The organism is Streptomyces sp. ISL-1, assembly GCF_018614585.1.
GTDB lineage: Bacteria > Actinomycetota > Actinomycetes > Streptomycetales > Streptomycetaceae > Streptomyces > Streptomyces maoxianensis.
In genome coordinates, this window is record NZ_JAGGOI010000031.1 from 36,016 (window position 1) to 60,736 (window position 24,721).

General features: G+C 67.4%; 22 protein-coding genes. 8 read left to right on the forward strand and 14 right to left on the reverse strand.

Translation table 11 applies throughout. The features are described 5' to 3' along the window. The first annotated feature begins 1 nt into the window (after position 1). Positions 2–607 (forward strand): flavoprotein, encoded by a 606-nt coding sequence (locus J7E87_RS21605; RefSeq protein WP_215096134.1) that lies wholly within the window; start codon positions 2–4, stop codon positions 605–607. On the opposite strand, the gene J7E87_RS21610 is transcribed toward J7E87_RS21605, so the two are convergent. After that, positions 604–1,536: a Ku protein gene (locus J7E87_RS21610; RefSeq protein WP_215096135.1), complete on the reverse strand. Its 933-nt coding sequence runs from the start codon at positions 1,534–1,536 to the stop codon at positions 604–606. The genes J7E87_RS21605 and J7E87_RS21610 overlap by 4 nt on opposite strands. Before the next feature lie 116 nt (positions 1,537–1,652). Further along, positions 1,653–1,961, reverse strand: coding sequence for a hypothetical protein (locus J7E87_RS21615; RefSeq protein ID WP_215096136.1), 309 nt, complete (start codon positions 1,959–1,961; stop codon positions 1,653–1,655). 329 nt (positions 1,962–2,290) lie between these two features. Here J7E87_RS21615 and J7E87_RS21620 point away from each other — a divergent pair, with 329 nt between their 5' ends. Genes J7E87_RS21620 through J7E87_RS21630 form a run of 3 tightly spaced genes read left to right on the forward strand, consistent with a single transcriptional unit; the run spans position 2,291 to position 5,920 of the window. Then, on the forward strand, positions 2,291–3,574 hold the full coding sequence (locus J7E87_RS21620) for a hypothetical protein (protein WP_308312999.1): 1,284 nt from the start codon (positions 2,291–2,293) through the stop codon (positions 3,572–3,574). A gap of 14 nt (positions 3,575–3,588) precedes the next feature. After that, the gene (locus tag J7E87_RS21625; RefSeq protein WP_308313000.1) at positions 3,589–5,163 is read left to right on the forward strand and encodes a VWA domain-containing protein; all 1,575 of its coding nucleotides are present in this window, start codon (positions 3,589–3,591) and stop codon (positions 5,161–5,163) included. Further along, positions 5,147–5,920 carry a hypothetical protein gene (locus J7E87_RS21630; protein WP_308313001.1) on the forward strand — a complete coding sequence of 258 codons (774 nt, stop codon included), beginning with the start codon at positions 5,147–5,149 and terminating at the stop codon, positions 5,918–5,920. Before J7E87_RS21625 ends, J7E87_RS21630 begins: the two co-directional genes overlap by 17 nt. Positions 5,921–5,955: 35 nt before the next feature. On the opposite strand, the gene J7E87_RS21635 is transcribed toward J7E87_RS21630, so the two are convergent. The 5 genes from J7E87_RS21635 to J7E87_RS21650 form a co-directional block, all read right to left on the reverse strand. Continuing rightward, complete coding sequence (locus J7E87_RS21635) at positions 5,956–7,020, reverse strand: serine protease (protein WP_215096137.1); 1,065 nt, start codon at positions 7,018–7,020, stop codon at positions 5,956–5,958. A 70-nt stretch (positions 7,021–7,090) separates the two neighbouring features. After that, positions 7,091–8,215: a trypsin-like peptidase domain-containing protein gene (locus J7E87_RS21640; RefSeq protein WP_215096138.1), complete on the reverse strand. Its 1,125-nt coding sequence runs from the start codon at positions 8,213–8,215 to the stop codon at positions 7,091–7,093. After that, complete coding sequence (locus J7E87_RS21645) at positions 8,212–11,241, reverse strand: AAA family ATPase (RefSeq protein ID WP_308313002.1); 3,030 nt, start codon at positions 11,239–11,241, stop codon at positions 8,212–8,214. The genes J7E87_RS21640 and J7E87_RS21645 overlap by 4 nt, the downstream gene beginning before the upstream one ends. Beyond that, positions 11,222–12,343 carry a hypothetical protein gene (locus tag J7E87_RS35250; protein WP_251017802.1) on the reverse strand — a complete coding sequence of 374 codons (1,122 nt, stop codon included), beginning with the start codon at positions 12,341–12,343 and terminating at the stop codon, positions 11,222–11,224. The genes J7E87_RS21645 and J7E87_RS35250 overlap by 20 nt, the downstream gene beginning before the upstream one ends. Positions 12,344–12,426: 83 nt before the next feature. Beyond that, positions 12,427–13,365, reverse strand: coding sequence for an alpha/beta fold hydrolase (locus J7E87_RS21650; protein WP_215096139.1), 939 nt, complete (start codon positions 13,363–13,365; stop codon positions 12,427–12,429). Positions 13,366–13,551: 186 nt separating this feature from the next. Between J7E87_RS21650 and J7E87_RS21655 the strand changes: the two genes are divergently transcribed. Continuing rightward, on the forward strand, positions 13,552–14,403 hold the full coding sequence (locus J7E87_RS21655) for a caspase family protein (RefSeq protein ID WP_215096140.1): 852 nt from the start codon (positions 13,552–13,554) through the stop codon (positions 14,401–14,403). Between the two features lie 24 nt (positions 14,404–14,427). Here the strand turns inward: J7E87_RS21655 and J7E87_RS21660 are convergent, their stop codons facing one another. Further along, positions 14,428–16,647, reverse strand: a complete 2,220-nt coding sequence (locus J7E87_RS21660) for an endonuclease (protein ID WP_215096141.1) — start codon at positions 16,645–16,647, stop codon at positions 14,428–14,430. A 282-nt stretch (positions 16,648–16,929) separates the two neighbouring features. On the opposite strand from J7E87_RS21660, the gene J7E87_RS21665 reads away from it, so the two are divergent. After that, positions 16,930–17,793: a leishmanolysin-related zinc metalloendopeptidase gene (locus tag J7E87_RS21665; protein WP_215096142.1), complete on the forward strand. Its 864-nt coding sequence runs from the start codon at positions 16,930–16,932 to the stop codon at positions 17,791–17,793. A 114-nt stretch (positions 17,794–17,907) separates the two neighbouring features. On the opposite strand, the gene J7E87_RS21670 is transcribed toward J7E87_RS21665, so the two are convergent. After that, positions 17,908–18,516: a hypothetical protein gene (locus J7E87_RS21670; RefSeq protein WP_215096143.1), complete on the reverse strand. Its 609-nt coding sequence runs from the start codon at positions 18,514–18,516 to the stop codon at positions 17,908–17,910. Between the two features lie 19 nt (positions 18,517–18,535). Continuing rightward, entirely contained in the window at positions 18,536–19,096 is a 561-nt protein-coding gene (locus J7E87_RS21675) for a hypothetical protein (protein ID WP_215096144.1), read from the reverse strand. Between the two features lie 246 nt (positions 19,097–19,342). Between J7E87_RS21675 and J7E87_RS21680 the strand changes: the two genes are divergently transcribed. After that, entirely contained in the window at positions 19,343–19,825 is a 483-nt protein-coding gene (locus J7E87_RS21680) for a rho GDP-dissociation inhibitor (RefSeq protein ID WP_215096145.1), read from the forward strand. A 44-nt stretch (positions 19,826–19,869) separates the two neighbouring features. Here the strand turns inward: J7E87_RS21680 and J7E87_RS21685 are convergent, their stop codons facing one another. After that, entirely contained in the window at positions 19,870–20,262 is a 393-nt protein-coding gene (locus J7E87_RS21685) for a cytochrome c oxidase subunit 4 (RefSeq protein WP_215096146.1), read from the reverse strand. Continuing rightward, complete coding sequence (gene ctaD, locus J7E87_RS21690) at positions 20,259–21,968, reverse strand: cytochrome c oxidase subunit I (RefSeq protein ID WP_215096147.1); 1,710 nt, start codon at positions 21,966–21,968, stop codon at positions 20,259–20,261. The genes J7E87_RS21685 and ctaD overlap by 4 nt, the downstream gene beginning before the upstream one ends. 343 nt (positions 21,969–22,311) lie before the next feature. On the opposite strand from ctaD, the gene J7E87_RS21695 reads away from it, so the two are divergent. Further along, the gene (locus tag J7E87_RS21695; protein WP_215096148.1) at positions 22,312–23,961 is read left to right on the forward strand and encodes a ubiquinol-cytochrome c reductase cytochrome b subunit; all 1,650 of its coding nucleotides are present in this window, start codon (positions 22,312–22,314) and stop codon (positions 23,959–23,961) included. 39 nt (positions 23,962–24,000) lie between these two features. Here J7E87_RS21695 and J7E87_RS21700 read toward each other — a convergent pair whose 3' ends face one another. Both J7E87_RS21700 and J7E87_RS21705 read right to left on the reverse strand, forming a co-directional pair. After that, positions 24,001–24,324: a plasmid stabilization protein gene (locus J7E87_RS21700; protein ID WP_215096149.1), complete on the reverse strand. Its 324-nt coding sequence runs from the start codon at positions 24,322–24,324 to the stop codon at positions 24,001–24,003. Between the two features lie 123 nt (positions 24,325–24,447). Beyond that, the gene (locus J7E87_RS21705) at positions 24,448–24,681 is read right to left on the reverse strand and encodes a DUF5133 domain-containing protein (protein ID WP_215096150.1); all 234 of its coding nucleotides are present in this window, start codon (positions 24,679–24,681) and stop codon (positions 24,448–24,450) included. Positions 24,682–24,721 lie beyond the last annotated feature (40 nt).

The following is a 24,721-nucleotide window of genomic DNA, read 5'->3' on the forward strand; positions in this document are numbered from 1 at the left end:
GATGTACTGCTGGCCCTGGACGTGGAGCGATACGGGGTGGTGGAGGGTGAGCGTGGGCAGCCGCGGAGTGCTCGCAGTGGTGGGTACGGCGACCGATGGAGTCGAGACGCTGCGTACCGGCCTGGTGGAACCGGCGCCGGCCCTTGGATGGCAGGTGGCCGTGACGCTGACGCCGAACGCCGGCCGATGGCTGAGCGCGAACGGTGAGCTCGAACGGCTTGAGGCGGTGACCGGGCTGCCGGTGCGGTACACCCCTCGCCTGCCGTCCGAGCCCCGCCCGCATCCTGTCGCCGACTGCTGCATCGTGGCCCCTGCCAGCGCGAACTTCGTCGCCAAGCTCGCGACGGGCATCGCGGACAATCAAGCGTTGACGCAGGTGAGCGAGGCGCTCGGCACGATTGGTGTGCCGGTGGTGCTGTTCCCTCAAGTCAACGCTGCCCACGTTCGTCATCCCGCATGGGAGCGGCACATCGACGCACTTCGAATCGCGGGCGTGGATCTCGTCTACGGGCCGAACGTGTGGCCGCTGTACGAACCCCGTGAGGGCCCGGCTGATCGAGACCTGCCCTGGTCGGCCATCCTGGAGACCCTCCGGAACGTGGCTTAGGCGCTCTTCGGCTTCCTGCCGGTGGTCTTCTTCGCGGGCGTCTTTTTGGTCGTGGACTTCTTCGCGGTTGCCGTGCTCTTCGTGGCCGCCGTCTTCTTCGCGGCGCGCTTCTTCGGCATCTCGTGGATGGTGGCGGGCCCGCCGCTCTCGCCGCGGGACTCCTTCGCGGCTTGGACGGAGGCATTGAGTGCGGACATCAGATCGACGACCTGTCCCGCCGGCGCCGGCTCGCCTGCCGGCTTGGGTGGCTTCTTGCCGGCGGCCTTGGCGGCGATGACCTCTTCGAGGGCCTCGCGGTAGTGGTCGGTGTATCCGGAGATGTCGTCGGCGGCCATCGTTTCCATGAGCTGGATCGCGGCATCGATCTCGGAGTCGTCCACATCGACCGGCTGCGGTGTGAGCTCGGCCGGGTCGCGAATCTCGTCGGGCCACCTCATCGCATGCAGGACGATCGCGTTCTCCTTGACCCGCAGGAGGCCGAGGCGCTCGCGGTTGTGCCAGGCGAACTTGGCGACAGCGACCTTCGCGCTGCGCTCCAGCGCCTTTCGCAGCAGCACGTAGGGCTTGGCGGCGACTGGCCCGTCCGCCGTCAGATAGTAGGAGTCGCCGATGCGCACCGGGTCAATGCTGTCGGCCGGCACGAACGCGACGATGTCGATGGCCTTCGCCGTCGGCAGCGGCATCCTGTCCAGGTCCTCATCGGTGACCTCGACGATCGTGTCCTTGGCGACCTCGTAGCCCCTGCCGATCTCCTCGGTGCTCAGCTGCTTGCCGTCGATCTCACACACCTTGCGGGTACGGATCCGGCCCTCGTCCTCCAGGTGGTACTGGTGGAAGCTGATCGACCGGTTCTCGGTGGCGGGCAGCACCTTGATAGGGATCGTGACCAGCCCGAACGAGATCGCACCGCTCCACACTGGCCTCGGCATGGGACACCTCCTCCACCGCTGGGCTGCCAGCCTAAAACGCCTCAAAAGCTTCAGCACGTCCAATAGGGCGGGCGGGCGGACGGTGACCTTTTGGGATGGAGCGCCGTACGGGCGGGTCAGGCCGGCGGAGCCATGCCCTCGTTGACGGAGACGGGGCCGGGGCCGGCTGCTCCATCTTCGCCACGCACCGCCTCAACGATGGATTGATGGAGGGTGCGGCTCGCCTCTTCCGACGGGCAGGAAATAGGGCTGCCGACCATGGTGTACCAGTCCGAGGCACCGCTGAACTGAACGGCGATCTCGGCCTGGCCGTCGGACCAGGTGGTGTGGACCGTCAGGTCACCGCCGATCACACCGACCTCTTCGGTGAGGACCCCACCGGCTCCCGCGTAGATTCCGGTGGTCGTCCACGATGCCCAGGTCATGGCGCATGCCCTTACTGACGGTGGCGGAAGCTGTGTGCCGGCTCGCCCCCCGAGTGCCGTTCTTCGAGTCTGACACCTGGGGGACCGGTACGCGCGGTGGTGGCGCCGGTGTGGCGTCCTCGGCCGACCGGGAGATCATCGCGGCCGACGGCGGGATCCCGGATGCCCGCCGCGGCGCGGCCCCCCGACCTCGCCGACGCAGGCCGGCGACGCAAGTCGGCGGAGTTGTTCACCCCGGATTCTCCGAAGCCTGCCCGGGAGTCACCCGACTGCGAAATGCTGTTCCCCGAGCTGAACCGGGGGACAGCGGAGATGCGGGGGAAACGTCTGTGGTCATCGGGGAGAGACCTGTCATCGAGGAGCCGCGACTGGCCGTCCGGCGCCCGTCGTCGTCCTTATGGTCACGCCGCAGCCTTCTGATCATCCTGCTGCCCGTACTGGCCGCAGTCCTGACGGGTGTCGCCGTGCTGGCGGTTTCGGGGAACATCCTGCTGCCCTTCGAGCGGGTCGTCACGCTCGAGGGCAAGATGGCGTCCAAGCGGGACTTCTTCGAGGACGAGGAGGTTCAGCGTCTCCTGTTGAAGCACCACATACGGGTCCACATCACCAGCTCGGGATCGCGCGAGGTGGCCATCGGGGACGTCGCCTCCTATGACTTCGTCTTTCCGTCCGGGCAGCCCGCCGGGGATCTGATCACCAGCCAGCGCGCGGCGAAGAACCAATACGTGAAGGTGCACCGGCCGTTCGTCAGCCCCATAGTGCTGGCCACGTATCGCGAGTACGCCGAGACCTTGCGGGCCGCGGGAATCGCCACCCCGCAACACGCCTCAGGGAAGGGCCGCCCGCTCTATTACGTCCTGGACATGCAGAAGTTCCTCACGAGCATCGACGAGAAAAAGCGGTGGAACGACATCGGGATCCAGAACCTCGGGATCACCAACGCGAACAGGATCCTGGCCCAGGGGCCGGACGTCTGTGGGTCCAACTCGGCGGGAACCTATCTGGCGCTGGTCGCCTTCACCTGGCACGGCGAGAACGACGAGGTGCCGGACACCGACACGGAAGCGGACGACCGGGCGCGGGCGATCAAACACCTCCTGGAGCAGGGCCTGCCGGCCGCGGACGTGTTCCGGACGTACCTCTCCCCGGAGGGGAAAGGAATCGCCCCTGTCGTGGTGGCGTACGAGCACCAGTATCTGACCTACCAGGTGCAGTACCAGGCCGAGTCGATGGAGCTGGACTCCCAGCGGGTGCTTCTCTACCCGGACAGCCAGTTCGTGACCCAGCCCCAGTTCATCTCGCTCACCAGGGAGGGCGAACGGCTCGGTGAACTCATCACCCGCGACCCCGAATTGCGGCAAAGGGCAATGGAGTTGGGCTTCCGGATTCTCGATCCCTCGGGGGAGGTCGCGGGCGACCAGCTCTCCCGGTTCCTGCGGCAGCGCCACATCCCGGTCCCCTCGATGGAGGGCGACAACACCAGGTCCTCGATGCCCAGACTGCGGTTTCTGGAAAGGATGATCTCCATCGTGGGCGACTGCCCGGCGGCCGGGACCTCGGCCGGGACCTCGGCCGGGACCTCGGCCGGGACCTCGCCCGGGCTGCCCGAGTGAGGGCGCGCGGCCGCGTGACCGGCTTCATCGCCGTGTGCCTGGCATGGCTCTGGCTCGGCGCTGCCTCGGGCTGCTCCCCGGGTGACCCCGACCCGGTCACGCTGCGCGTGCTCGCCAGTTCGGAGCTCGCCGACATGCGGCCCCTGCTCGAGGACCTCCGCCGCGACACCGGGGTAACGCTGGAGATGGACTACCGGGGCACCGTTGACGCCAGCAACGCACTCGTCCCGGGTCACTACCGCCACGATCTCGCCTGGCTCTCCTCCGACCGCTATTTCCAGCTCAAGGTGAAGGCCGCCGGGCACAACATCGAGAAGCCCCTGTCCACCAGCATCATGCGCTCTCCGGTCGTCGTCGGCATGAAGCCCGCCACGGCGGACCGGCTCCGCCGCGCGACGCCCGGCGGGCAGATTTCCTGGGCCGATGTGGCGGACGCCTCGGCGGAGGGATCCCTGAAGTTCGCCATGGCCGACCCGCGGCACACCAACAGCGGGCTCGCCGCGCTCGTCGGAGTGGCGACCGCCGCCGCGGGTACAGGCGGAGCACTGCGCGCCGAGGACGTCTCCTGCGACCGGCTGCGCGGTTTCTTCGCCGGTCACGCCCTGACCGAGGACTCATCCACCCGCCTGACCGACGGATTCGTACGCCGCCAGGACGACCTGGACGCCCTCATCACCTACGAGTCCGAGCTGCTCTCCCTCAACAGCGGCGGAAAGCTCCGCAGGCCGCTGGAGATCGTCTATCCGAAGGACGGCATGGTGCTGTCCGACTACCCCCTGCTGCTGCTCGACCCCGCCAAGCGCGCCGCGTACGACCGGATGGTGGACTGGCTGAAGAGCGAACCGGTCCAGAAGAAGATCATGGAAAGAACGCTGCGCCGGCCGATCGATCCCGCCGTACCCCGAGTCCCCGTACTCCGCGAGCCCGTCGGCAACGCCCTGTACTTCCCCGACCGGCAGGAGGTCGTGGACCGGCTCCTCGCCGACTACGGCGATCCACAGCGGGACAAGCCTGCGCAGGTGATCTTTCTGCTGGACTTCTCCGGGTCCATGCGGGGCGAGCGCATCGCGAAAGTGCGCGCCACCTTCGACGGCCTCAGCGGCGCCGACGATTCACGCTCCGGAAAGTTCGTCAGGTTCTACCGCGGCGAGTCGCTCACCGTGATGCGATTCGGCGGCCGCGTACTCGACGACCGGAGCCTGACCTACGACGGGCAGCGCGACCTCGACCGCCTCCGCGGCTTCGTGGCGTCCGACGACTTCGACACGAGCACAGCCATCTGGTCCACTCTCGACCGGGCTTACACGAAGGTGGCCGGCATCGTACGGGACCACCCCGGCCAGGCCGTCTCCATCGTCCTCATGACGGACGGTGAGAACAACGCCGGCATGAACCTCGACGCCTTCATCAGCCGCCACGAGGCACGGCCGCAGCCGGCCCGCGCGGTGCGCACCTACACCATTCGCTACGGCGAGGCCGACACCAAGGAACTTGATCGAGCGGCACGGGCGACCGGCGGACGGATGATCGACGCCACGGCCCAGTCCCTCCTCAGCGCTTTCAAGGAGATACGTGGGTGCGTTAAGTGAGGTGTGGTGGGGCGTCTGGTGGCCCTGGATGCTCCTGTGGCTGGTGACCACGATCGGCGCCGTGGCGCTGCTCGCCATGACGCTCCACTGGCTCACCCGTGGCAGGGGTAGCGGCGGCCAGAACCTCACCTTCAGCATCTGCTTCTACCTTCATGACAGATCCGTCATGGATCACTACCAGATGCGCGGTTACGCGGCGGCCTTGCGCAAAGAGGTCGAGCAGAGGACCAGCGACAGCAGGGACGGGAACATCCGCGCCACGGTCTTCGGGATGAGCGCGGGCGGTGGCCGGCGCGACAACAGCGAGATCGTCAGCAAGTATCTCGAAGTGGCCGAGCCCATATCGGTGATCGGCATCATCATGGACGTCCTCGAAAGGAAGGACGTCATCGTCCACGTCGATCTCGCCAATCAGACCGTCAGGCGCAACGAGGCGCTCACCAGAGGACTGGCAGCACTCCATGGATCCGGGAGCTCGCAGCACACCGTCCGGCTTCGCGACATAGAGGACTTCGTGCTGATCAGAGGACGGTTCCGCAAGACCAGCGAATCGGCGGAGTCCACGGTCTTCCTCGCGCCGTACGGGGATCCGGACGATCCCGCACAAGGCCCTCGCGTCCGTGTCACCTGTGCGACCGAAGGACTGCGCAACGAGGTCCCCCAAGGCACCTTCTCGGCACGCTGTCTGGGCAAGGTCCAGGACTGGAACGCCGACGACGCGGTCCTGGAGGTGCAGGCCATCGCGATCTTCCGGTAGCCGGAGCGAGCCCCGTACCGCGTCCCGGAAGGCGATCAGACGAAGTTGACCTCGGCGCGGCGCAGCAGGGGATCGTCCACCAACTGCCACAGAGGTACGGCGTAGTTGCCGAAGCCGTAGCGGCCGCCGAAGTGCAGGCCGAGGACGCGGTGGTCGGTGAGGTCGAAGACGGGGGAGCCGCTGTTGCCGCCCAGGGTGGAGCAGTCGTGCTTCATGACGTTCTGCTCCGGGACGAGTTCCGTGGCGGTCCCGGGCTGCAGGCGTTTGACGTTGTAGATGTCCATGAAGATCCTGCGCATCGACTCCGGTTCGTTGCGACGCCCGTCGTACGCCGGATAGCCGACGCAGTACACCGGACGCCCGGGCAGGTCGGCGGGCGCGTCCGCGGCCACCGCGACAGGGGCGGGCAGCGCGGTTGCGCCCGCCGCCGGCGACACCCGTAGCAGGGCCATGTCGACGTCCTGGTGGATGCCGAGCACCTCGGAGATCTCGTACGCCGGCCCGCCGTCTGCCGGGAGCGCGCCGTACTCCTCGGCCATGTCGATCCGGGCGCTCATGCTCTGCTGGAAGGTCCAGCCGATGCCGTCGGCGCGGGCGAACTCGGCCGCGACATGACGATTCGTCATGATGGTGTCGGGTCCTACGAGGAAGGCGGTGCCGACCCAGTCCAGGCTGGCGTGCCCGGAGACCTCGACCCGGCCGACGTGCGCGATCGACTCGCGGATCGCGGCCCGGTGGCCGTCGAGGACCGCCCAGTCGCCCTCCTGCGAGGGGAAGTCCTGGTGCTGGACGAGGATGGCGGGTCGCCCTTCGAGCAGGACGATTGCCTCCATGCCGAAGGACTCGTCGTCGCTGATCTCGTCCGCGCGTCCCTCGGCGAGCTTCTCCAGACCACGCGCGCCCGCGGACAGAACACGGTCGCGTTCCTGCTGGGCGAACTGGGATATCTGCCCGGCGGGCAGCTCGTCGGCGGGGAGTTCCTCCGTCGATTCGGGGACCTCCCGGAACAGTTGGTCCCGTACCCGCTGTGCGACCTCCCGCAGATCGGTGAAGACCTGCTCGGGATCGGTGGCAACGGGTGACCTGCTGCGGCTGCCCATATCGCCCTCCTCCTTTATTCGGTCTTTCGGTCTCTTCGGCTCTTCAGTCGCCTCAGTTGCCCGAGTCGATTCAGTCGCGTTGAGCCGCCTCGATCTCGGCATGGATGTCGGGGCTGTTCGCCTGCAGGTGGCGCATGACGACGCCCATCTGGGTGCCGACGTTGACGAAGGCCGTGGTCCTGCCCTGGAACATCACGTCCTCCACACGCCGCGTCCCGCGGTGCAGCGCGACCACCTTCCAGTCGTCCGTGAAGACGGGGGATCCGGAGGATCCGCCGCGCGTGTCGGTGAAGTAGCGGACATCGCTCTCGTCCGCCTCATAGACGAGGTTGTTGCGCAGCGCCACGCGCTTGGGCTGTCCGCCGGGGTGCTGGATGATGTTGACGGCCACGAAGTCCCCCTTGGCGACAGCCAGCGATTCCTTCGCCAGCTTCAGTACCGGCCGGGTCGGCCCGTCGGTCAGGCGCAGAACCGCGTAGTCGAGTTCCGGGTCCGCGGCGACGAGTTCGCTGACCGTGGCCTCCTCGGTCTCGACGTCGTCGGTGTCGTAGTCGAACCGGGCGCGGGTATGGAGTGCCTGGAGGCGCAGGTCGTCGGCCTCGGCCTGGGCCCGCCCCGCACCGGTACCGGTCCGGGCATTGACCACATGGTGGTTCGTGATGAGGAGGCTCGGGGCGATGAGCCAGCCCGTGCCGGCGTGCGGGAATCCGTTCGGCTGGAGCGGGGCGCCCCCCTGATAGGGCGGAACTTTGATACGGGCGACCGCCGTTCCGGCCAGTTCGCCTCCCCGGAGGAAATCGAACGGGACGGTGTCGTCGCGATGGACGATCTCTTCCTTGATCTCCGGGGCCGGCATCCCTGCCATGATGTCCGGCTCGCCTCCGGCGCTGCGCGCCACATCGTCCAGGGCGCGCTGCAGCACGGCGAGCGGTGCCGCTTCGGTGGTCTGGGCGACGGCATTGCGCAGCCAGATCTCCAGCGGCACGGAGCCGTCCACGAGCCGCTCGACCCGGTTCATGGCGTTCAGGTCCGAGTGCACCTGCTGTCCTGGCGCCGAAAGCAGCGGCAGTGTTCCGCGGTACTTGGGCATGATGCCGTCGAACAGCAGTGGCCGTACCGACGGGTCGGCGAGCCCTGTCTCCAGAGCGGTGTCCCGGATCTGAAGGATCTCGTCCGGCGAGAGGTAGGCGGTCATGGCCGACCAGGCCGCGCGGGGCCGTTCCCTCCGTAGTCGTTCCCCTCGGCCGGGTGGGCGGCGGATGACCGTCGCTTCGTTCGGCCGTGGGCCCCCGCGCCCATGGCGGCGGCCACGCCTGCGATGATCTCGCCGCTCTTGTCGCGTACGGCCAGCAGCCGCCGGGCCAGGCCATCGAGGGTGCCGCGGTCGCGGGCCAGGCGCAGGATCTCGGTGGTGTTGCAGGGACCGGCCGACTGGCTCGTTCCCTGGCAGGGCCCTTCAGCGTCTTGCTCCTGCGGCTGGGTCGGACCGGCGGCGTCGCCCAGGATGTCCATCACGGTTCCGAGCAGCGCCGGTTGGCGGGACGCCGCACGGCGTATCGCCGTTCCCAGGGTCTCCAGTGCCTCGTCGTCCGCGGGCAGCCCGACGACCTCCAGCGTGTGGTCGAGGGCCTCGGGGTCCTGCGCGTAGATCTGCGACGCGACGGCGCGTACGAGCGCGGGCTGGTCGGCGAGGACGGCGTCGGGCAACAGCCGCAGCCGCTGGGCGAGCTGGGTGTCGGCCTCGGGATCCGGGCCTTCGGCGCCCGCGGTGAGGCGGGCCCGGGCCAGCAGTGCGCCCATCGCTTCGAGGTCCTGTCCGAGGCCGACCGCGATGTCCTCGGCCACGCGCAGGTCGCGGTCGGCGTTCGCCAGGTCGCCCGCGTCCTCCGCGAGGCGGGCGGAGAGCAGCAGCAGCTCCAGTTGCTGCTCGGCGCATCCCGCGCCCTCGGCGGAGGCGGTGGCGTCGGAGGCCGCCTTGCGGGCCTCGTCCCGCCGTCCGAGCCGGTTCAGCGTCTCGGCCAGCAGGGAGTGCAGTGGGCTGCACGGCCTCCAGGGCCGGCGTTCGGCGAGCCGGACGAACGCCGCTTCGGCGAAGCCCTGCGCCAGGAGATCCTCGACCTCTTGGGCGGCGATCCGCTCCCAGTCCTCCTGGTCGGCGCCCGCCATGACGTTGTCGGGGGCCCCGCCTCCGAGCTTTGCGGTGAGCAGCCCTGCGGCCCTCGGGCTCATGTCCTGCTGCGCTCCGGTCAGGAACCGCTCGATGCCGGGCAGCCACCGTTCCTCCACCGACCGCGGGTTCTCGTCGAGCCTCAGCCGGTGGTAGATCTCCTCGGCGCGTGCCTCAAGGCCGTCTCGCGCGGCGTGGTACTCGACGGCTCGCCGCTCGACGGCGCGCATCACATCGGTGTGGTCACCGCCCGGCAGGCGCAGCATGATGGCGCGGACGTCCGCGCGGTGCCGCACGGCCTCGGGTCCGGCCGGTTCCACCAGATCGAGCCGGGAGAGCTCGTCGAAGAGGAGGCGGGCGTCGTCAAGGGTTTCCACCCGCAGCCCGCAGGGCTCGGCGAGGACGTCCTTGATGATCTCGGGGGTGATGATCCGGAGCACCAGGCCCGGATGGGCGAGACGGCGTACGTCCAGGTTCGAGATGTGGTTGAGGATGCGGTCGTACAGGATGCCCTGGACGAGCATCTGGTCGACGCGGCGGAAGAACTGGCGGCGTCGGGCGGGCAGGCTGCGGATCAGCTCACCCGTCGAGTCGGCTTCGGTTCCGGCGAGGGTGGCGGCGCGGGCGGCCAGTTTGAGACTGAGCGGGTGGCCGCCGACCCGGTCGGCCAACACCCGTGCCACATCCGGGTCCTTGACGCCGCAGGAGGCCAGGAGACCGACGGCGGCCTGCGGATCGAGCTCGTGGAGTTCGATCTGCCGCGGCATCACGGCCCGCGCCGGATGGTCGACCGAAGCGCGCCCGGAGACGACGAGACGCAGCCCCGGGTAGACATTCTGGATCGCGACGCAGATCGCCCACATCCTGCCCAGCACGGGTGAACCCCGGTACTGGGCCTCCTCGAAGGAGTCGACGACCAGGACGAACGGCGGGTTCTCCTGGTCTTCCGCCGCCACCGCCCGGACCAGGACGTCGGCGACCCGCCGGATGATGTCGGTCTCGCGCGCGGTGGCCAGCAGCTGGAACTCCTGCGAGGAACTGCGTCCCAGGACGGACCGGGTGGTGGCGAGCTGGTGCAGCTGCGTAACGCGGTCCTGGCCCTCCCGCTGACTGCGGGCCGCCTGCTGGCACTCGTCCGCCAGGGCGTCCAGCTCCGCACGGTGCGCGGGGTACTGGATGCCGAGCTGCCGCGCGATCTCGGCGATGAGGGTGACGGGCTCGTGGATCGACAGTGTGGGCCGCTCGAAGTCGATGTACGCGAAGGGGAGGTCGGGGTTGTGGTCATCGACGCTGTCGAGGAGGAACTTGGCGAGGAGAGTGCTCTTCCCCATGCCACCGGGCCCATGGATGACCAGCGGGGCCACGGGCACGGTGCGTGAGCCTGTCCAGGAGGAGCCTGTCGCGGTGTCATCGAGGGGAGCAGCCGTGGAGTCGGCGGGAATGCCGACGTAGTCGCGCAGTTCACCGAGTTCGTGGGCGCGCCCCTGGAACGGTTCGCGTACGAGACGCTCGAGCGGCTGAAGGAGTCTGGCCCGTTCCAGAGCGTGCTGGGCTTCGTCCACGTCCGGCAGCCCGCTCATGCCCGGCACCAGCGAGAGCCACAGCAACGCCTGGAGGGTGTCGGCCAGTTCACCTGGGGACTGGTCCGCAGGCCGTGGCCGGCTGCCGGACAGACAGGCCAGTGCGATGCGCTCCGGTCCGGGTTCGTCCTGGAACTGGTCGAGGTTGCTCTCCAGTGCGAGCCGGGCGGCCTCCGGGCCGGCGAGGCCTCGCAGTGCCGCGTCACGGACATCGGACTTGAGGCTCCACACGGCGCGGTCCTTCACGCCCATGGTCGTGCAGTCGTCGAGCAGCTCGAGGACGGCGCTGCCGGTGGCGTGATCCTCGCCGGGCAACCGGAGCAGCATGGGATCGAAGTGGGTGAGCAGACAGGCCGCTTCGCGGTAGGCCGCGCGGGCGTCCGAGACGTCGTGGGAGTGGCCCTCGCCGGCGCGGAGCTCCTCGCGCAGCCGGGCGGTGAAGATGTTCCGCGCCTCAGAGGGTTTGGTAGACACGGATGGCCCCCTCCGCTGCCGTGCAGACCTTCCGCATATAGCTCTCGTCGTCGTTGCTGTCCGCTTCGGTGGCCCGGAGGACTTCCTGGACGGCCGCGTCGACGAGCTCGGCGATCGTGGATTCGTCGGGCTGACCCGTACCGAGGAATCCGGGAGGGGATTCGTGGAAGTACTGGTCGAAGAAATTGCGCAGATCTGCGGGTTCGGCGACCCGGGCCGTGTCCCGGCAGAGGCTTCCGCGCAGGTCGTAGGGCAGTTGGCGCATCGTCGGTCCGTAGCCGAGAAGCACCAGCCGGGGTGCCTGGTCGCCTCTGACGGCGGAGTGCTCGTAGATGGCGAGGGCCAGTTGACCGATGAAGTCCCACACGTCGGAGCTGGGGTCGAGTCTGTCGCACTCGTCGAGGACGAGCCAGAAGCGGTCATCGACGGCTGTCGCCCTGCCGACCACCCAGTGCACGGCGTCGTCGATCGACGGCAGCAGGTCGTTCAGTTCGGTGGGATCCAGGGGTGAGATTCCCGCACGGGGGTCGGCGACGAACTCCGCAAGCCGCCGGATCACTTTGTCGGCGGTGGAGGTGTGCGACAGGGTGACTCTCGCCGGACGGAACCCATGGTGCTGCCCGATATGGCGAATGAGGTTGTAGGTGTACGACCTGCCGCTGTCCGGATCGCCGTCGACCAGCAGCACGGTCTTCTCCGGGTCATCGACGAAATGGCGCAGCGTTTCGCGCAGGTTCTGACGGTCGATGAAGACCTCGGTCCCGTTCTTGAGGACGCAGGTACGGAAATTGTCCTGCGAGGCATGGGCGCGGTAGTCCTCACGCAGCCGAGCCTGGAATTCAAGGGCCTTGGAGACTTCTGGAAGCACGGACAGGCTGTCGATCGCGGCGACGGCCTCGACGAGTTCGAGCTGCCGCTGGATGTCTTTGCGTGAAGCTTCTACCAGTGCCCGGGCGTTCTCCGCGCTGACCGCGGTCAGCCGCAGGGCGGAGACGAAATCCGCCGGGAATCCGTACTGGGTGAGCTGAGCGTGCGGGTCGGTGGTGTCGAGGAGGTACTCCCGTACCCACATGGTGACGAGGTCCCATTCTGTTTCGGCCAACGGCATGCCGCACCTGCCCAGTCGCCCGTGAGAAGCAGAAGAATGACCGACTCCTACTTGTCATGTTTCCACCCGGTATGCCCTCACGCAAGGCGGTTGAACATCCGCTGGAACGGCTCTCTGACGTCCGGGTTCTCCAGATACTGCGAGATGCCGTGGTGGTTCCTGCTGTCGTTCGTCACCAGCAGGTCGGTGACGAGTTCGGTCGGCGCGTACTCCGGCCGGAGCGTATGGTCCAGAGCCACCAGATCTCGCAGGTCCGAGGCGTTGCGCCAGGCCATGACGCCGGCCGGGACCGCAGGCGCCTTCACCAGGTGGTCCTGCACCTCGGTGATCGCCAGCGGCGATCCGACGGTGACGAAGAGCTCGACCTCTCGTTCCTGCTCCGCCAGTACCTCGTAGGCGACGATCGACCCGAGGCTGTGCCCGACCAACGCGACGGGGGCGCCGTCCAGGTCATCCAGGGCCTCCCTGACCACGTCGCGTATCGCTGCTCCCGCGCCGCCGAAGAAATAGGCGTGGACGTCCTTGAAGGTGTGCTTGACGAGAGTCCGGAACACCGCCTTGCGGGCTGATCGCGGCAACGGCAGTGCCTCCAGCGGGATCTGGGGTCCTACCCCGGTCTCCTCCGACTCGGCGAGCGTGTCCGCGAGATAGGTCATCTCACTCAGCCAGTCGCCGAGCGCGTCCCCGATCCGCCCGGTGCCGGGCGTGGGCTCGGGCGACTCCGGGGCGATGTCACCGGCTTCCGACCGTGCCTCGTCGAGGGTTCTCGCCACGAATTCCCCGGGCGCCTCGAACTCCACGGGCTCCGGGGACTCCTCGATGTCCATCTGCCCGCCGTCCAGCGGGTCGGGACGGAAATCGGGCAACGGGTTCTCGTACCGGAGCGGGGCCCAGTACGCCATGTGCGAGGCCTCGGCCATGTCCCTGCCGAAAAGCGCCGTGTCCCACTGGGACTTGAGCAATTCCGAGCGGACCTTGTTTCCATTGCCATGGACGTAGACGACCCTGGGTCGCATCGTGCCTCCCGCCACCGTGCGGACGCCGGTCACTGTCAGTATTGGCCGCAGAGCCGCCGTACGCCACTCATGCACGGCCCCGACAGGCCCGTTCAGGCGGTTGGTGCCACCGCCGGGTTCAGCGGACGCAGAGTCACGGAACGCATCCAAGTGACGCATGCAGCCCAGGCGCAAGGAGCTCACCCCATGGCCACTGGCCTCTCCCTTCATGTCGGACTCAACAAGGTCGACCCGGCGAAGTACGGCGGCTGGGACGGCGAGCTCGTCGCATGTGAGAACGACGCCAATGACATGGCCCGCCTGGCCCGCGAAGCCGGCTTCGACGACACGACCCTGCTCACTCCCGACGGCACCGTCGAGAACGTCACCGCCGAGCTGCGCAAGGCCGCCAAGAGGCTGAAGAGCGGGGACATCCTGCTGTTCAGCTACTCGGGCCACGGCGGTCAGGTGCCGAACGCCGTCGGCTCCGACCACGAGCCGGACGAGTTCGACGAAACCCTCGTGCTCTACGACCGTGAGTTCCTCGACGACGAGCTGTACAGGGAGTTCGGGCGCTTCACCAAGGGCGTGCGGATCCTGGCGTTCCTCGACTCCTGCCACAGCGGGAGTGGCATCGAGGTACGGGAGATCCTCAGCCAGGAGGCCATGCAGGAGCAGTTCCAGACGCGCGACCCGAACCAGATCGAGAACACCTCACGGCTCATGCCGGTCGCCAAGCAGTACGAGATCTATCAGCGGGACAAGGAGTTCTTCCAGGACATCCAGCGCGGACTCGGCGGGAACGGCAGCGAGGCGGAAGTGAGCGCGCTGCTCATCTCCGGCTGCCAGGACAACCAGCTCTCCTCCGACGGCCCGGTCAACGGCAAGTTCACCGGCACTCTGCTCGAGGTCTGGGACGGCGGAGCATTCCGCGGCGGCGGGTATCGCGCGTTCCACCGCGACATCCTGCGGAACATGCCGGCGACACAGAGCCCGAACTTCTATGTGACCGGCCGCCCCGGGAACGGGTTCCTTCAGCAGCGGCCCTTCACGGTGTGAGAAGTAGGCAGGCCCGCCGCCTTGTCAGGGCCAGGCGCCCGCGAAGTCTATTTCCCCGGCCCACTCCGGGTGGTCGATGAGCGGATTGCGATTGCCCTGCATCTCGGCTATCGCCGCGTTGCGGTGCCGCTCGTACTCGCTCACTGCCTGGGCCGCGTGCCAGGACAACAGGATGTCCAGGCGCTCCCGCTGGAGCTCCCGTGCCTCGTCGCCGATGAACCCGGGGTAGCGCAGCAGGAAGTACAGCGTCGCCCTGGCGACCGCCCCCTTGCCGGCCGACGGCTCGAACTTGAGCGGCTCGCGGCGCCCGCAGGCGTGCCGGACGACTTCCTCGCTGTCCATGAAGTCGAAGTAGGGGATGTTCCCGCGGAAGCTGTTGCACGCCGACTCACAGGCGAAGAGATGATGCAGATCCCCGCGCATGGGCTCCTTCTTGGCGAACCAGGACTGGGGCACAACGTGCTCGCAGTTGAACGGCAGCGCCGCCTCCAGTGACTCGAACTCGGCCTCGAGCGCTTCGGGTCCGGGCGCGCTCTCGTGCAGCAGGAACTCCTGCCAGCGTCCGATCCGGGCGGCCTCCACCGCGGCGTCGGCCTGTATGAGCTCCTCGGGAGTGAAGTCCTTGCCCGAGTAGATGCTGCGCAACTGCTCGTCCGGGTGCAGGTCGACCCACGGATAGAGCAGGCGTATCGGCTTGTAAGCGGGCCGGTGCTTATGGGTGGACTCCAGCAGTTCGGTGAGCGCGCGGCGCAGACCGGCGGGGCTGTCGGAGCGGATGTCCGCGTAGTAGGAGGCGCGCGCGGTCCGGTCGGCGTCCGTGTCGTAGTAGGGACGGGCTCTGGCTGCTGCGAGGTTGACCATTGCGGCGGCCAGGTCGTTTTCGGCGGGCGACTGGCCGTCGATGTGTCCGACCCCGAATACCGCGGGGGTGGCAAGGGCAGCGGTGGGCAGGGACGCCGGCGCCTCCGGCGGTGCCTCAGCCGTGGCCGGAGCCTGGGCCAGGGCCTGCGCCTGGAAGGTGGCCGGGTCGAGGGTGACACTGATGTTCAGCGGTACGGTCCAGCGCACGGCCGCTGCGGGCGCCGCCTGCTGCGTGGCCCTGCCCGGCACGAGACTCTGAGGCCCGACGTGGTTCGCCCCGCTCGACGGCGGCGGGGACACCTCCACCGGGTGCAGGGCCGCTCCCGCCGCGAACAGCTCCTCGCGGAGCGCGGCGGCGGCGCCGGTCAGGGGGAACTGCCTCAGCGCGCCCAGGACGCGGCTGATCCGCACCCCTTCATTGGCCTTCCAGGCCAGCCGGTGCTCACCCATGCCCGGGTGCCAGAGGGATCCGTCGAGGGCGAGGGGTTTGCCGTTCTCGTCGGTGCGCGGAACACCCGCGTGATGCAGCGCCACGACCTCCCACTGGTCGTTGAAGACCGGAGACCCCGATGAGCCGGGCGCCGTGTCGGTCTCGTAGTGCACAAACTTCTCCAGCAGGTCCACGACCTTGTTCTCGCGCAGCGCGAGCTGCTTGGGCTCGCCGTTGGGGTGCTGGATGATGTTGACGATCTCGCCGAGGATGACCTTGCCCTCGGCCTCCTTGAGGGGCAGCCGTCCGAAGGGCGAGAGCGGCCGGCCGTCCTGGGATGTCTGAGCCACGGCGACGATGCTGAAGTCGAGGGCGCGGTCGGTGACGAAGAAGGTCTCCGGCTCCAGCTCGAACACCACGGGGATGAGCATCTGGCCGTCCAGGCCTGCCTGGAAGTTGAGTTCGACAACGCCGTGGCCCGCTTCGTCCGCGGTGCGCAGCACGTGGTTGTTGGTCATCAGAAGCGAGGGGGACACGAGGAATCCGGTGCCGTGATGGATCCCGGCCACTCCTCGGACGGTTACTCGCCCGACCGAGCGGGCCGCCAGAAAGCCGGTTTCGAGGAAACCGACTCCGATGAGGTCGTTGCGCCCCATGAGGCGTTCCAGCCCCAGTACATCGGAGCCGACGGTGTCCGGGTCCAGATCCAGACTGCTGCCCGTGGTGGCCGCCGCCGGTGTCTGCTCGATGGCGGTGGCCATCGCCCAGTCGGCGCCCAGCCGTGCCAGTCTCTTGTTCACCCGTTCCGGAGCGTCGGCGTACAGGATGCCGCTCCGGTCCAGCACCCGCAGGTTGCGAGCCCGCTCCGCGGCGCGTGTCGCGTAGCGGTCGCGCGCTCCCTCAAGTTGCGAAACATAATCCGCGTCGGCCTGGGACAACTGCTCCACTGTCATATCGGCACGCCTCCTCGTGGCCCCCGTCCACGTCAGGATTTCGCTGTCTCATAGCCCCTCTTCCAGTATGGGCACGGAATGCCCGGTGCCGCTCACCCGAATGGATCAGTGGTTTTCCGTTCAATACTCGACGACTGCACAATTGCGAATTGAAATTGGGCCCGCACCGACCCGCGCCGAAGGCCGACCGGAAGGCCGCCCGGAAGCTGTCGAGCACCCGAACGGCCCTTCTCCTATGCTCGAAAGGAAACGACCGAGCCGAATTTCAGCCGAGGAGGGGCCATGTGTACGTACCGGACCTACCGCGCGGTTGCCGATCTCGCACGTGCGGAGGAACTCGCCACCACCACCTCGCCGTTCACGATCGAGGTGCAATTCCTCGGGGGGCTGACGGCTGCTCAGGAACGTGCCTTCGAACAGGCCGCCGACCGCTGGGCGCGCGTCATCGTCGGTGATCTGCCCACGGTCGTCCTCGGCGGCGATGTCATCGACGACATTCTGATACTGGCTCAGGGAGTGCCGATCGACGGAACCGGCAGAATTCTCGGACAGGCGGGCCCGACCCATGTGCGCTCCGCCTCGGCCAACTCCGGTGCACTGTTGCCCGTCAAGGGAATCATGTCCTTCGACACGGCTGACCTGGCGCGCATGGAGGACGACGGAACTCTTCTCGACGTCATCACCCATGAAATGGGTCATGTCCTGGGAATTGGCACGGTGTGGGAGGACAAGGGCCTCCTCAAGGACCCCCGGACGTCCAATCCGAATTTCATCGGTGGCGCCGCCATGGACGAACACGCCCGGCTCCTGGGCGGTGGCTCACCCGTGCCGGTACCGGTCGAGGCCACCGGCGGCCCCGGCACCGCCGACAGCCACTGGCGGGAGACCGTGTTCCACAACGAGCTCATGTCCGGCTTCGTCGGCTCGGCCGGGAACCCGCTCAGCCGCCTGACGGTCGCGAGCCTGAAGGACCTCGGGTACCAGGTCGACCTGGACGCCGCCGAGCCGTACGAGCTTCCCGACCTGCTCGAACTCGCCCGGGCCGGCGAACTCGTGCCGCACACCGCGCCGGTCGACCGCGGCATGGTGCTGCCGGTCATCCCCGTCGTCCTGCCCGCCGACAACTCCGTCCGCCGGGCCGCCTGAACAGCACGGGCCCCGGCTACCGGGGGCATTGCTCACCCCGTTGGGCGGGGCGGCGGCCGCTGCGTCCGCCGCCCCGCCCTGCTGACCCGGGAGTCACCGTTCTGGAACAAGCGCCTACGTACTGAGTAGACGGTTGAAGAACGAGCGGTAGTGCGTGAGCGCGACGCGCAGCTCCTCCGTGGCAACCTCCTCGCCACGGTCCCACTGGACCTCCAGATCCTGCTTGTGGGCGGCGAACGACCTGGCCAACGTCTGCATCACGTCAGCGACCAGCGCATCGGCCGAGCGCACCGCATCCCGTGGATCATCTACGAAGGTGCTCTGGATGTCCCGCCACTTGCCGCGGTACTCATCCGTCTCATCGGGGCCGAGCAGTGCCCGGTTCTCCTCATTGGCATGCCGCGCGATCCCGGATCCCGGCGGTGCCTCCTCGGGTCCGCCTGCACGCTCCTCGCCGACGTACTCGGGATCATCCACCGGTTCCTGCTGCTGTCCGGTTGCACCGGTGGACTCGCCCGGGTAGACGGGTGGCCGCCGGCCCTGAGACTCCGCCTGGGCACCCTGTCGGTCCTGGCGGTCCTGGCGGTCCTGTCGGTCCTGGCGGTCCTGTCGGTCCTGTCGGTCCTGGCGCTCTTGGGGATGAGCGATGCTCTCGGTCGTGAGGCCTTCCTCGCGCTGCGGGCGACTCCCCTCGCCCGGATCCCGTATGCCTTCTCGTTCCATGTCTCTCTCCTCATCCGGCTCAGGAGCCGTCGCTCCGGGGCGGGTTCTCCCGGACGGTGAGCAGCTCCTCGAACAGTGTGCGGTAGTGGACCATCGCTCCTCTCAGCTCTTCGGTGGTGGCCTGCCCGCCATCGCTGCGCGCATTGATCTCGTGGGCGGTGCGGTAGTGCTCCAGGGTTCGGCCGTGCTCCACCGAGAGATCTGCCAGCTGCTGCTGGTATCCGTCGGTCGGATATCCGCGCTCGGTCATGAGCCGGGTCACGAGCCGGTCCGCCTCGGCGACGGCGTCGCCGGGACGATCCACGAAGTGTTCCTGGACGCTGCTCCAGTCGTCCGCGTACTGGCGTCGGACCTCGGCCGGAAGTTCCTTGATGTCCAGACTGTCGTGGCGTGCTTCACGGGCACGCAGCTCGCGCTCCGCGGCCGGCCGGCTTTTTTGCTCCTCGACAGTGCGGTCGTACTCGGGGCCGAAGCGCTCCCGCAGGCGCCGTCGGCGCGACAGAGTCCACAACGCCACGGCGATGATGATCAACACCACCGCGACGGGGACGATGATGGCTACAAGAGTGCTGGCAGACATCTGTTCCTCCAAGGGCGTGGTCAGAGTTGCTCAGAACCTGACCTTGCCGGGTTGTTGCCCCCCGTGACTTACCACCGGTACCAGCGGGACCTTCCGCGCCAGCGGCCGTGCCACGCATGAGTCGCACCACCGCAGTTTCCGCGTTCAGGCACGCGTGTTCCCGGGATGGGGAGAATTAGACATCGTTGTTTGTATCGCCTCATTGCGGGCAGTCGAGAATCAAAAGGGCGGAGGTGCGGTGTCAGCATGCTGACACCCTGGCTGCGAAGGCTGGATTGTCCGATGAGAGCGCCCCTCGAAGAGCCGATCCGCGGTTTCGGTCAGCTCGAGTTGCTGAGCGTCACTCTGCAAGCTGAGGGACGCGAAGGATTCGACGTCTCGCTGCCCGAACCCGGGAAGTCGCAATCCACGCTGCTGGAGGCTCCGTTCGCGCTCAAAGAAGGCGCGGAAGTCCGCATCACATTGGCATTCCGCCTCGCGCAGGCTGTCGAACGCCTCAAGTTCACAGTTGTGAGGAAGCGGCACGGAGCGGTGATCGGGACGACCGAGGTGATGCTCGGCAGCTATCGGCCGGGCGGCCCGTACGAGGTGGTCCTGCCGCCCGAGCGGCTGCCGACCGGTCGCCTGGCCCGCGACACCTACCAGGTGACCGGGACGTTCACCAATTCCGACGGAGAAGAGCTGGGTCATGAAGCCCATTGCTTCGAAATCACGAAGGAATGGGAATGAGGACGGATCCGTGGCGGCATGGGCGGTGTAATTACGTAAGCCGCTCAGTCCTCGCCGCCCCCGGCGAACTGGAAGACAAGTCCGAACACTCCCGCCGCCAGGACACCGAGCCCGATCATCACCAGCCATAGGCCGTACACGACGCCGACGGCCAGGGCCACGCTTCCTGCGGCGGTCAGCACTGGATAGGCGCTCTGCGGCGGGAAGAACCCCAAAGGGCCCGCTCTTTCGCGGATCTCGGCACCCTTGCGGTCCTCCGGGCGGATGCCTTTCCTTCGGTACGTAGTGCCGAAGAAGAACGCGACCAGGGACGCCATGGCGAAGGCCACGGTGAGCGCCGCGATGCCGGCGGGCTCCTTGGACCACACGGCATAGAGCACGTCGGTCGCGAGGAAGAACAGTGCGACCCCTGCGAAGAGGTAGGCCTCGACTTTCATACGCCTCCCTCCCCGCGCGAATCCGGCGCCGACTCGACTCGTCCGAGTTCTGCGGGGGGTCTCTCCAACGCCTCCGGATGATTCATGTCGAATGCCGGTGAGTCGGAACGTACGCGGGGCATCGCATGGAAATTATGCCGGGGAGCCGGGCAGGATGTCGCCCATTCGAGAGACCGACCGAAGCCCCATGGATCGTCGACCTCGACTTTGGGGCCGTACTGAGTTGTACGCCACACGTTGTAGAGGAATGGCAGAGTGGAAAGGCCCAACAGGAACGAGCCAATGGTGGAAATCGTGTTCAGAAGTGTGAAGCCGTCCGCGGCGAGGTAGTCCGCGTAACGTCGGGGCATGCCCATTTCTCCGAGCCAGTGGTGGACCAGGAAAGTGGTCTGAAATCCAATGAAGAGGGTCCAGAAGTGGATCCTGCCCAGTCGCTCATTGAGCATGCGTCCCGTCCATTTCGGCCACCAGAAGTAGAAGCCGCCGAACATGGCGAACACGACAGTGCCGAAGAGTACGTAATGCAGGTGGGCCACGATGAAGTAGCTGTCCGTGACGTGGAAGTCCAGCGGGGGAGAAGCGATCATCACCCCGCTGAGGCCGCCGAGCAGGAACGTGACCAGGAATCCCAGCGCCCACAGCATCGGCGTCTCGAACGAGATGCTCCCGTGCCACATCGTGCCGATCCAGTTGAAGAATTTGACCCCGGTCGGCACCGCGATGATGAACGACATCATCGAGAAGAAGGGCAGTAGCACAGCGCCCGTCGTGAACATGTGATGTGCCCAGACCACTGCGGAGAGCATCGTGATGGTGATGGTGGCCCCGACCATTCCGACGTATCCGAAGACCGGCTTACGGCTGAAGACCGGGATGATCTCGGTCACTACTCCGAAGAAGGGCAGTGCGACGATATAGACCTCCGGATGGCCGAAGAACCAGAAAAGGTGCTGCCACAGGAGCGCGCCGCCGTTGGCCGCGTCGAAGACATGGGCCCCGAACTTGCGATCTGCTTCGAGCACCAGCAATGCCGCGGTCAGAACTGGGAAAGAAACCAGGACGAGAATAGAGGTGAACAGTACATTCCACGTGAAAATCGGCATGCGGAACATGGTCATTCCCGGAGCCCGCAGGCACACGATGGTGGCGATGAAATTGACCGAGCCGAGGGTCGTGCTGACTCCGGCCAGCACCAGGCCCATGACCCACAGGTCACCTCCCTCGCCGGGGGAGTACACCGGCCCGTTCAGTGGGGCGTAGGCGAACCACCCGAAATCCGCTGCCCCCTCCGGAGTGAGGAAACCCGAGACGACGACCAGTCCACCGAAGAGGTACAGCCAGTAACTGAGAGCATTGAGCCGGGGGAAAGCGACATCGGGTGCCCCGATCTGCAGGGGCATCACCGCGTTGGCGAATCCGGCGAACATCGGAGTCGCGAAGAGCAGCATCATGATCGTGCCGTGGATGGTGAACATCTGGTTGTACTGATCGCTGCTGACGATCTGCAGCCCGGGGCGTGCCAGTTCGGCCCGGATCACCATGGCCATCAAACCGGCCAGCAGGAAGAACCCGAACGCTGTGACCATGTAGAGATTGCCGATGACCTTGTGGTCCGTGGTCGTCAACCAGGCTCTGATCCGATTCCCGACCGTGGTCCTCTGTTTTCCGGCCACAGTCGTCGGCGTCACTAGGGAGCCGTGGTCCATCCGTGGATCCTCCGTTCGCCGGCGGTGAGGAGCGGGACAGGCTGCCTGTCCCCGGGTCGCGACGGGCGCTGCATGCTATGACCGTTTCTCCCGCATTACTGAGCGCCGCCACCGGCTGTTCCCACCCGTGTCGGAGACTGCCCTCGTATGGGTGAGGGAGCGGCTCGATCCACCGGATCGCGCCCGGCTCCACCCGGCGAAGGCCACCGCGTGAACACACCGATACCGGCCTCCGACGCCCCTGACTGCGACGCCATTACGCTCCTCGGGGCGGCTCTTGTGACGCCCCGTCACACCGAGCGCGCCGAATCCGCTGGAGCACGTCAGGGGGCAGGAGCAGCTCATGATCTTCTTCCGGCGGGCACGACTGGCGGCACGCGCCGCGAAAAGCCGTACCCGGCAGGCCGCGGGAAGGACTGCTGGAGAGCTGGACGCGCGGCTGCCGGTCAGCGAGGGCGGCGGCCTGCTGCGCAAGGCATTCCCCAACCATTGGTCCTTCCTGCTGGGCGAGTTGGCGCTCTACAGCCTGATCGTGCTGGTGCTGACCGGTGTCTACCTCACGCTGTTCTTCAAGCCCGAGATGAGTGAGGTCGTGTACGACGGCTCATACGCGCCGCTCGACGGTGTCCGGATGTCGCAGGCGTTCGACTCCACGCTGAGCATCAGCTTCGATGTGCGCGGGGGGCTGCTCATCCGGCAGATGCACCATTGGGCGTCGGTCATCTTTGTCGCCGCGATCGGTGTGCATCTGCTGCGGGTGTTCTTCACCGGGGCGTTCCGCAAGCCCCGTGAAGCGAACTGGATGATCGGTGTCACGCTCTTCGTGCTGGCGCTGGCGGAAGGCTTCGCCGGCTACTCGCTCCCGGACGACCTGCTCTCTGGCACCGGGCTGCGGATCGCCCAGGGCATCATGCTGTCGATTCCGGTGGCCGGGACCTACGTCAGCATGTTCGCGTTCGGTGGGGAGTTTCCGGGGGAAGACCTGATCAGCCGACTGTACGGGCTGCACATCCTGCTCCTGCCGGGGCTGCTCCTCGCCCTGGTCACGGTCCATCTGATCCTGGTGTTCTATCTGAAGCACACCCAGTGGGCGGGCCGGGGCCGCACCAATCGCAACGCGGTCGGCAAGCCGTTCTTCCCCCACTTCATGGCCGCTTCGGGCGGACTGTTCTGCACCGTCCTCGGGGTGACCGCGGCCCTCGGTGGGCTGGCACAGATCAACCCGGTCTGGGTGTACGGGCCTTACCGGACCGACGTGGTGTCGACGGGCGCGCAGCCGGACTGGTACGTCGGCTTCCTGGAAGGTGCGCTGCGACTGGTGCCGCCGTGGGAGACGGTGGTGGCCGGGCACACGGTGATGTGGAACGTGCTGCTGCCCGCGCTGGTCCTGCCCGGCGTGCTGTTCGCCGTTCTGTACGCGTATCCGTTCGCCGAGGCGTGGGTGACGGGCGACCGGCACGAGCACCACCTGTGCGACCGGCCGCGCGACCGGCCGGTGCGCACCGGCCTCGGGGTCGCGGGCATCGCCTTCTACGGCGTACTGCTGCTGGCCGGCGGCAACGATGTGGTGGCCTTTACGTTCCGTATCTCACTCAACGACCTGACATGGGCATTGCGCGGCGCTCTCGTCCTGCTGCCGATCGTCGGGTTTCTCGTGACCAAGCGATTCTGTCTCGCACTCCAAGAGGCCGAGTTCGAGCGGCTGACCTCCGGGGTGGAGACCGGTGACGTGCTCCAGACGCTCGAGGGCGGCTTCGAGCAGGAGCACCGGCCGATCGATGACGACCAGCGGTATCTGCTGCTGCACAGGAGCCTGCCCGCGGCCAAAGGCCGTACATCGGACTCCGATGAGGACGACCTGCGGAACGGACGGCTGCGGGAGGCACTCGGCAAGTGGTTCAACACCACATCAGCAGCGGAGGTTCACGGTGCCGGCAAGGGAGGCGAGGGGGGAGCGGAACCGGCGGACCGGCAGGCCGAGCACCGGCGATGACCCCCCGCCGCGAAGGGCCGCTCTCCGCCGCAGCGGAGGTCAGCGGCCGAGCGACTTTTTGAGTTCGGACTTGTTCATGGACGAGCGCCCATGGATATTGCGGCGCTGAGCCTCCGCGTACAGCTGATCGTAGGTCGGGCCCTCGGACCCGCTGTGGGAGCGCTGCCCGCCACGCTTCGACGGCGCCATGTCCTGCGTGGAGCTCTTGCCGGCCGTGCGGGACTCACCAGAGCGCGCACGTTCCTTGTTCACCGTGCGCGCGGCGATCTCCTTGGCCCGCTCCTCGCTCGCGCCTCGTTGCTCGGCGCTCTCCTTGATGTGTTCGTATTGGCGTTCTCGTTTGGAATTCGAGCCCCTTGGCATCGCTGATGCTCCTCTCACCGACGTGTACCGGATCCGTGTCCCCCGCCCGCCCCTACGGCTGAGGGCGGCGCCACCCACAGTGCGTCTCCGACCCTCCCGCCGCAAATGGGGGCCGGTCCGGCCCTATTTCCTCAGTGTGAAACGGACGAGTCTTGCTGCTGGGGCCTTGAGATACCGCTCTGCGTGGACGACGGCATCGCGTGCCGTTCGCTGGCCCATGAGGATGCACAGGGTGTACGCCACGTCCTCGAATCGAGCGCGGGTGCCGTGGTGCATCGGGTCGGCAAGCATGCGGCGCTCCAGTTCCCTGAACCGGATGAGGAGACTGCGAACACGGGTCTTGTCCGGCAGCAGCATCTCGAATCCTCCATCTGTGAAGGGCCGGCGCACGGATTGA

What these genes read in the sequence shown, in the direction of transcription:
- J7E87_RS21605 (WP_215096134.1), top strand. Translation starts at nt 2, where the DNA reads ATGTACTGCTGGCCCTGGACGTGGAGCGATACGGGGTGGTGGAGGGTG.
- J7E87_RS21610 (WP_215096135.1), bottom strand. Translation starts at nt 1,536, where the DNA reads ATGCCGAGGCCAGTGTGGAGCGGTGCGATCTCGTTCGGGCTGGTCACG.
- J7E87_RS21615 (WP_215096136.1), bottom strand. Translation starts at nt 1,961, where the DNA reads ATGACCTGGGCATCGTGGACGACCACCGGAATCTACGCGGGAGCCGGT.
- J7E87_RS21635 (WP_215096137.1), bottom strand. Translation starts at nt 7,020, where the DNA reads ATGGGCAGCCGCAGCAGGTCACCCGTTGCCACCGATCCCGAGCAGGTC.
- J7E87_RS21640 (WP_215096138.1), bottom strand. Translation starts at nt 8,215, where the DNA reads ATGACCGCCTACCTCTCGCCGGACGAGATCCTTCAGATCCGGGACACC.
- J7E87_RS21650 (WP_215096139.1), bottom strand. Translation starts at nt 13,365, where the DNA reads ATGCGACCCAGGGTCGTCTACGTCCATGGCAATGGAAACAAGGTCCGC.
- J7E87_RS21655 (WP_215096140.1), top strand. Translation starts at nt 13,552, where the DNA reads ATGGCCACTGGCCTCTCCCTTCATGTCGGACTCAACAAGGTCGACCCG.
- J7E87_RS21660 (WP_215096141.1), bottom strand. Translation starts at nt 16,647, where the DNA reads ATGACAGTGGAGCAGTTGTCCCAGGCCGACGCGGATTATGTTTCGCAA.
- J7E87_RS21665 (WP_215096142.1), top strand. Translation starts at nt 16,930, where the DNA reads ATGTGTACGTACCGGACCTACCGCGCGGTTGCCGATCTCGCACGTGCG.
- J7E87_RS21670 (WP_215096143.1), bottom strand. Translation starts at nt 18,516, where the DNA reads ATGGAACGAGAAGGCATACGGGATCCGGGCGAGGGGAGTCGCCCGCAG.
- J7E87_RS21675 (WP_215096144.1), bottom strand. Translation starts at nt 19,096, where the DNA reads ATGTCTGCCAGCACTCTTGTAGCCATCATCGTCCCCGTCGCGGTGGTG.
- J7E87_RS21680 (WP_215096145.1), top strand. Translation starts at nt 19,343, where the DNA reads ATGCTGACACCCTGGCTGCGAAGGCTGGATTGTCCGATGAGAGCGCCC.
- J7E87_RS21685 (WP_215096146.1), bottom strand. Translation starts at nt 20,262, where the DNA reads ATGAAAGTCGAGGCCTACCTCTTCGCAGGGGTCGCACTGTTCTTCCTC.
- ctaD (WP_215096147.1), bottom strand. Translation starts at nt 21,968, where the DNA reads ATGGACCACGGCTCCCTAGTGACGCCGACGACTGTGGCCGGAAAACAG.
- J7E87_RS21695 (WP_215096148.1), top strand. Translation starts at nt 22,312, where the DNA reads ATGATCTTCTTCCGGCGGGCACGACTGGCGGCACGCGCCGCGAAAAGC.
- J7E87_RS21700 (WP_215096149.1), bottom strand. Translation starts at nt 24,324, where the DNA reads ATGCCAAGGGGCTCGAATTCCAAACGAGAACGCCAATACGAACACATC.
- J7E87_RS21705 (WP_215096150.1), bottom strand. Translation starts at nt 24,681, where the DNA reads ATGCTGCTGCCGGACAAGACCCGTGTTCGCAGTCTCCTCATCCGGTTC.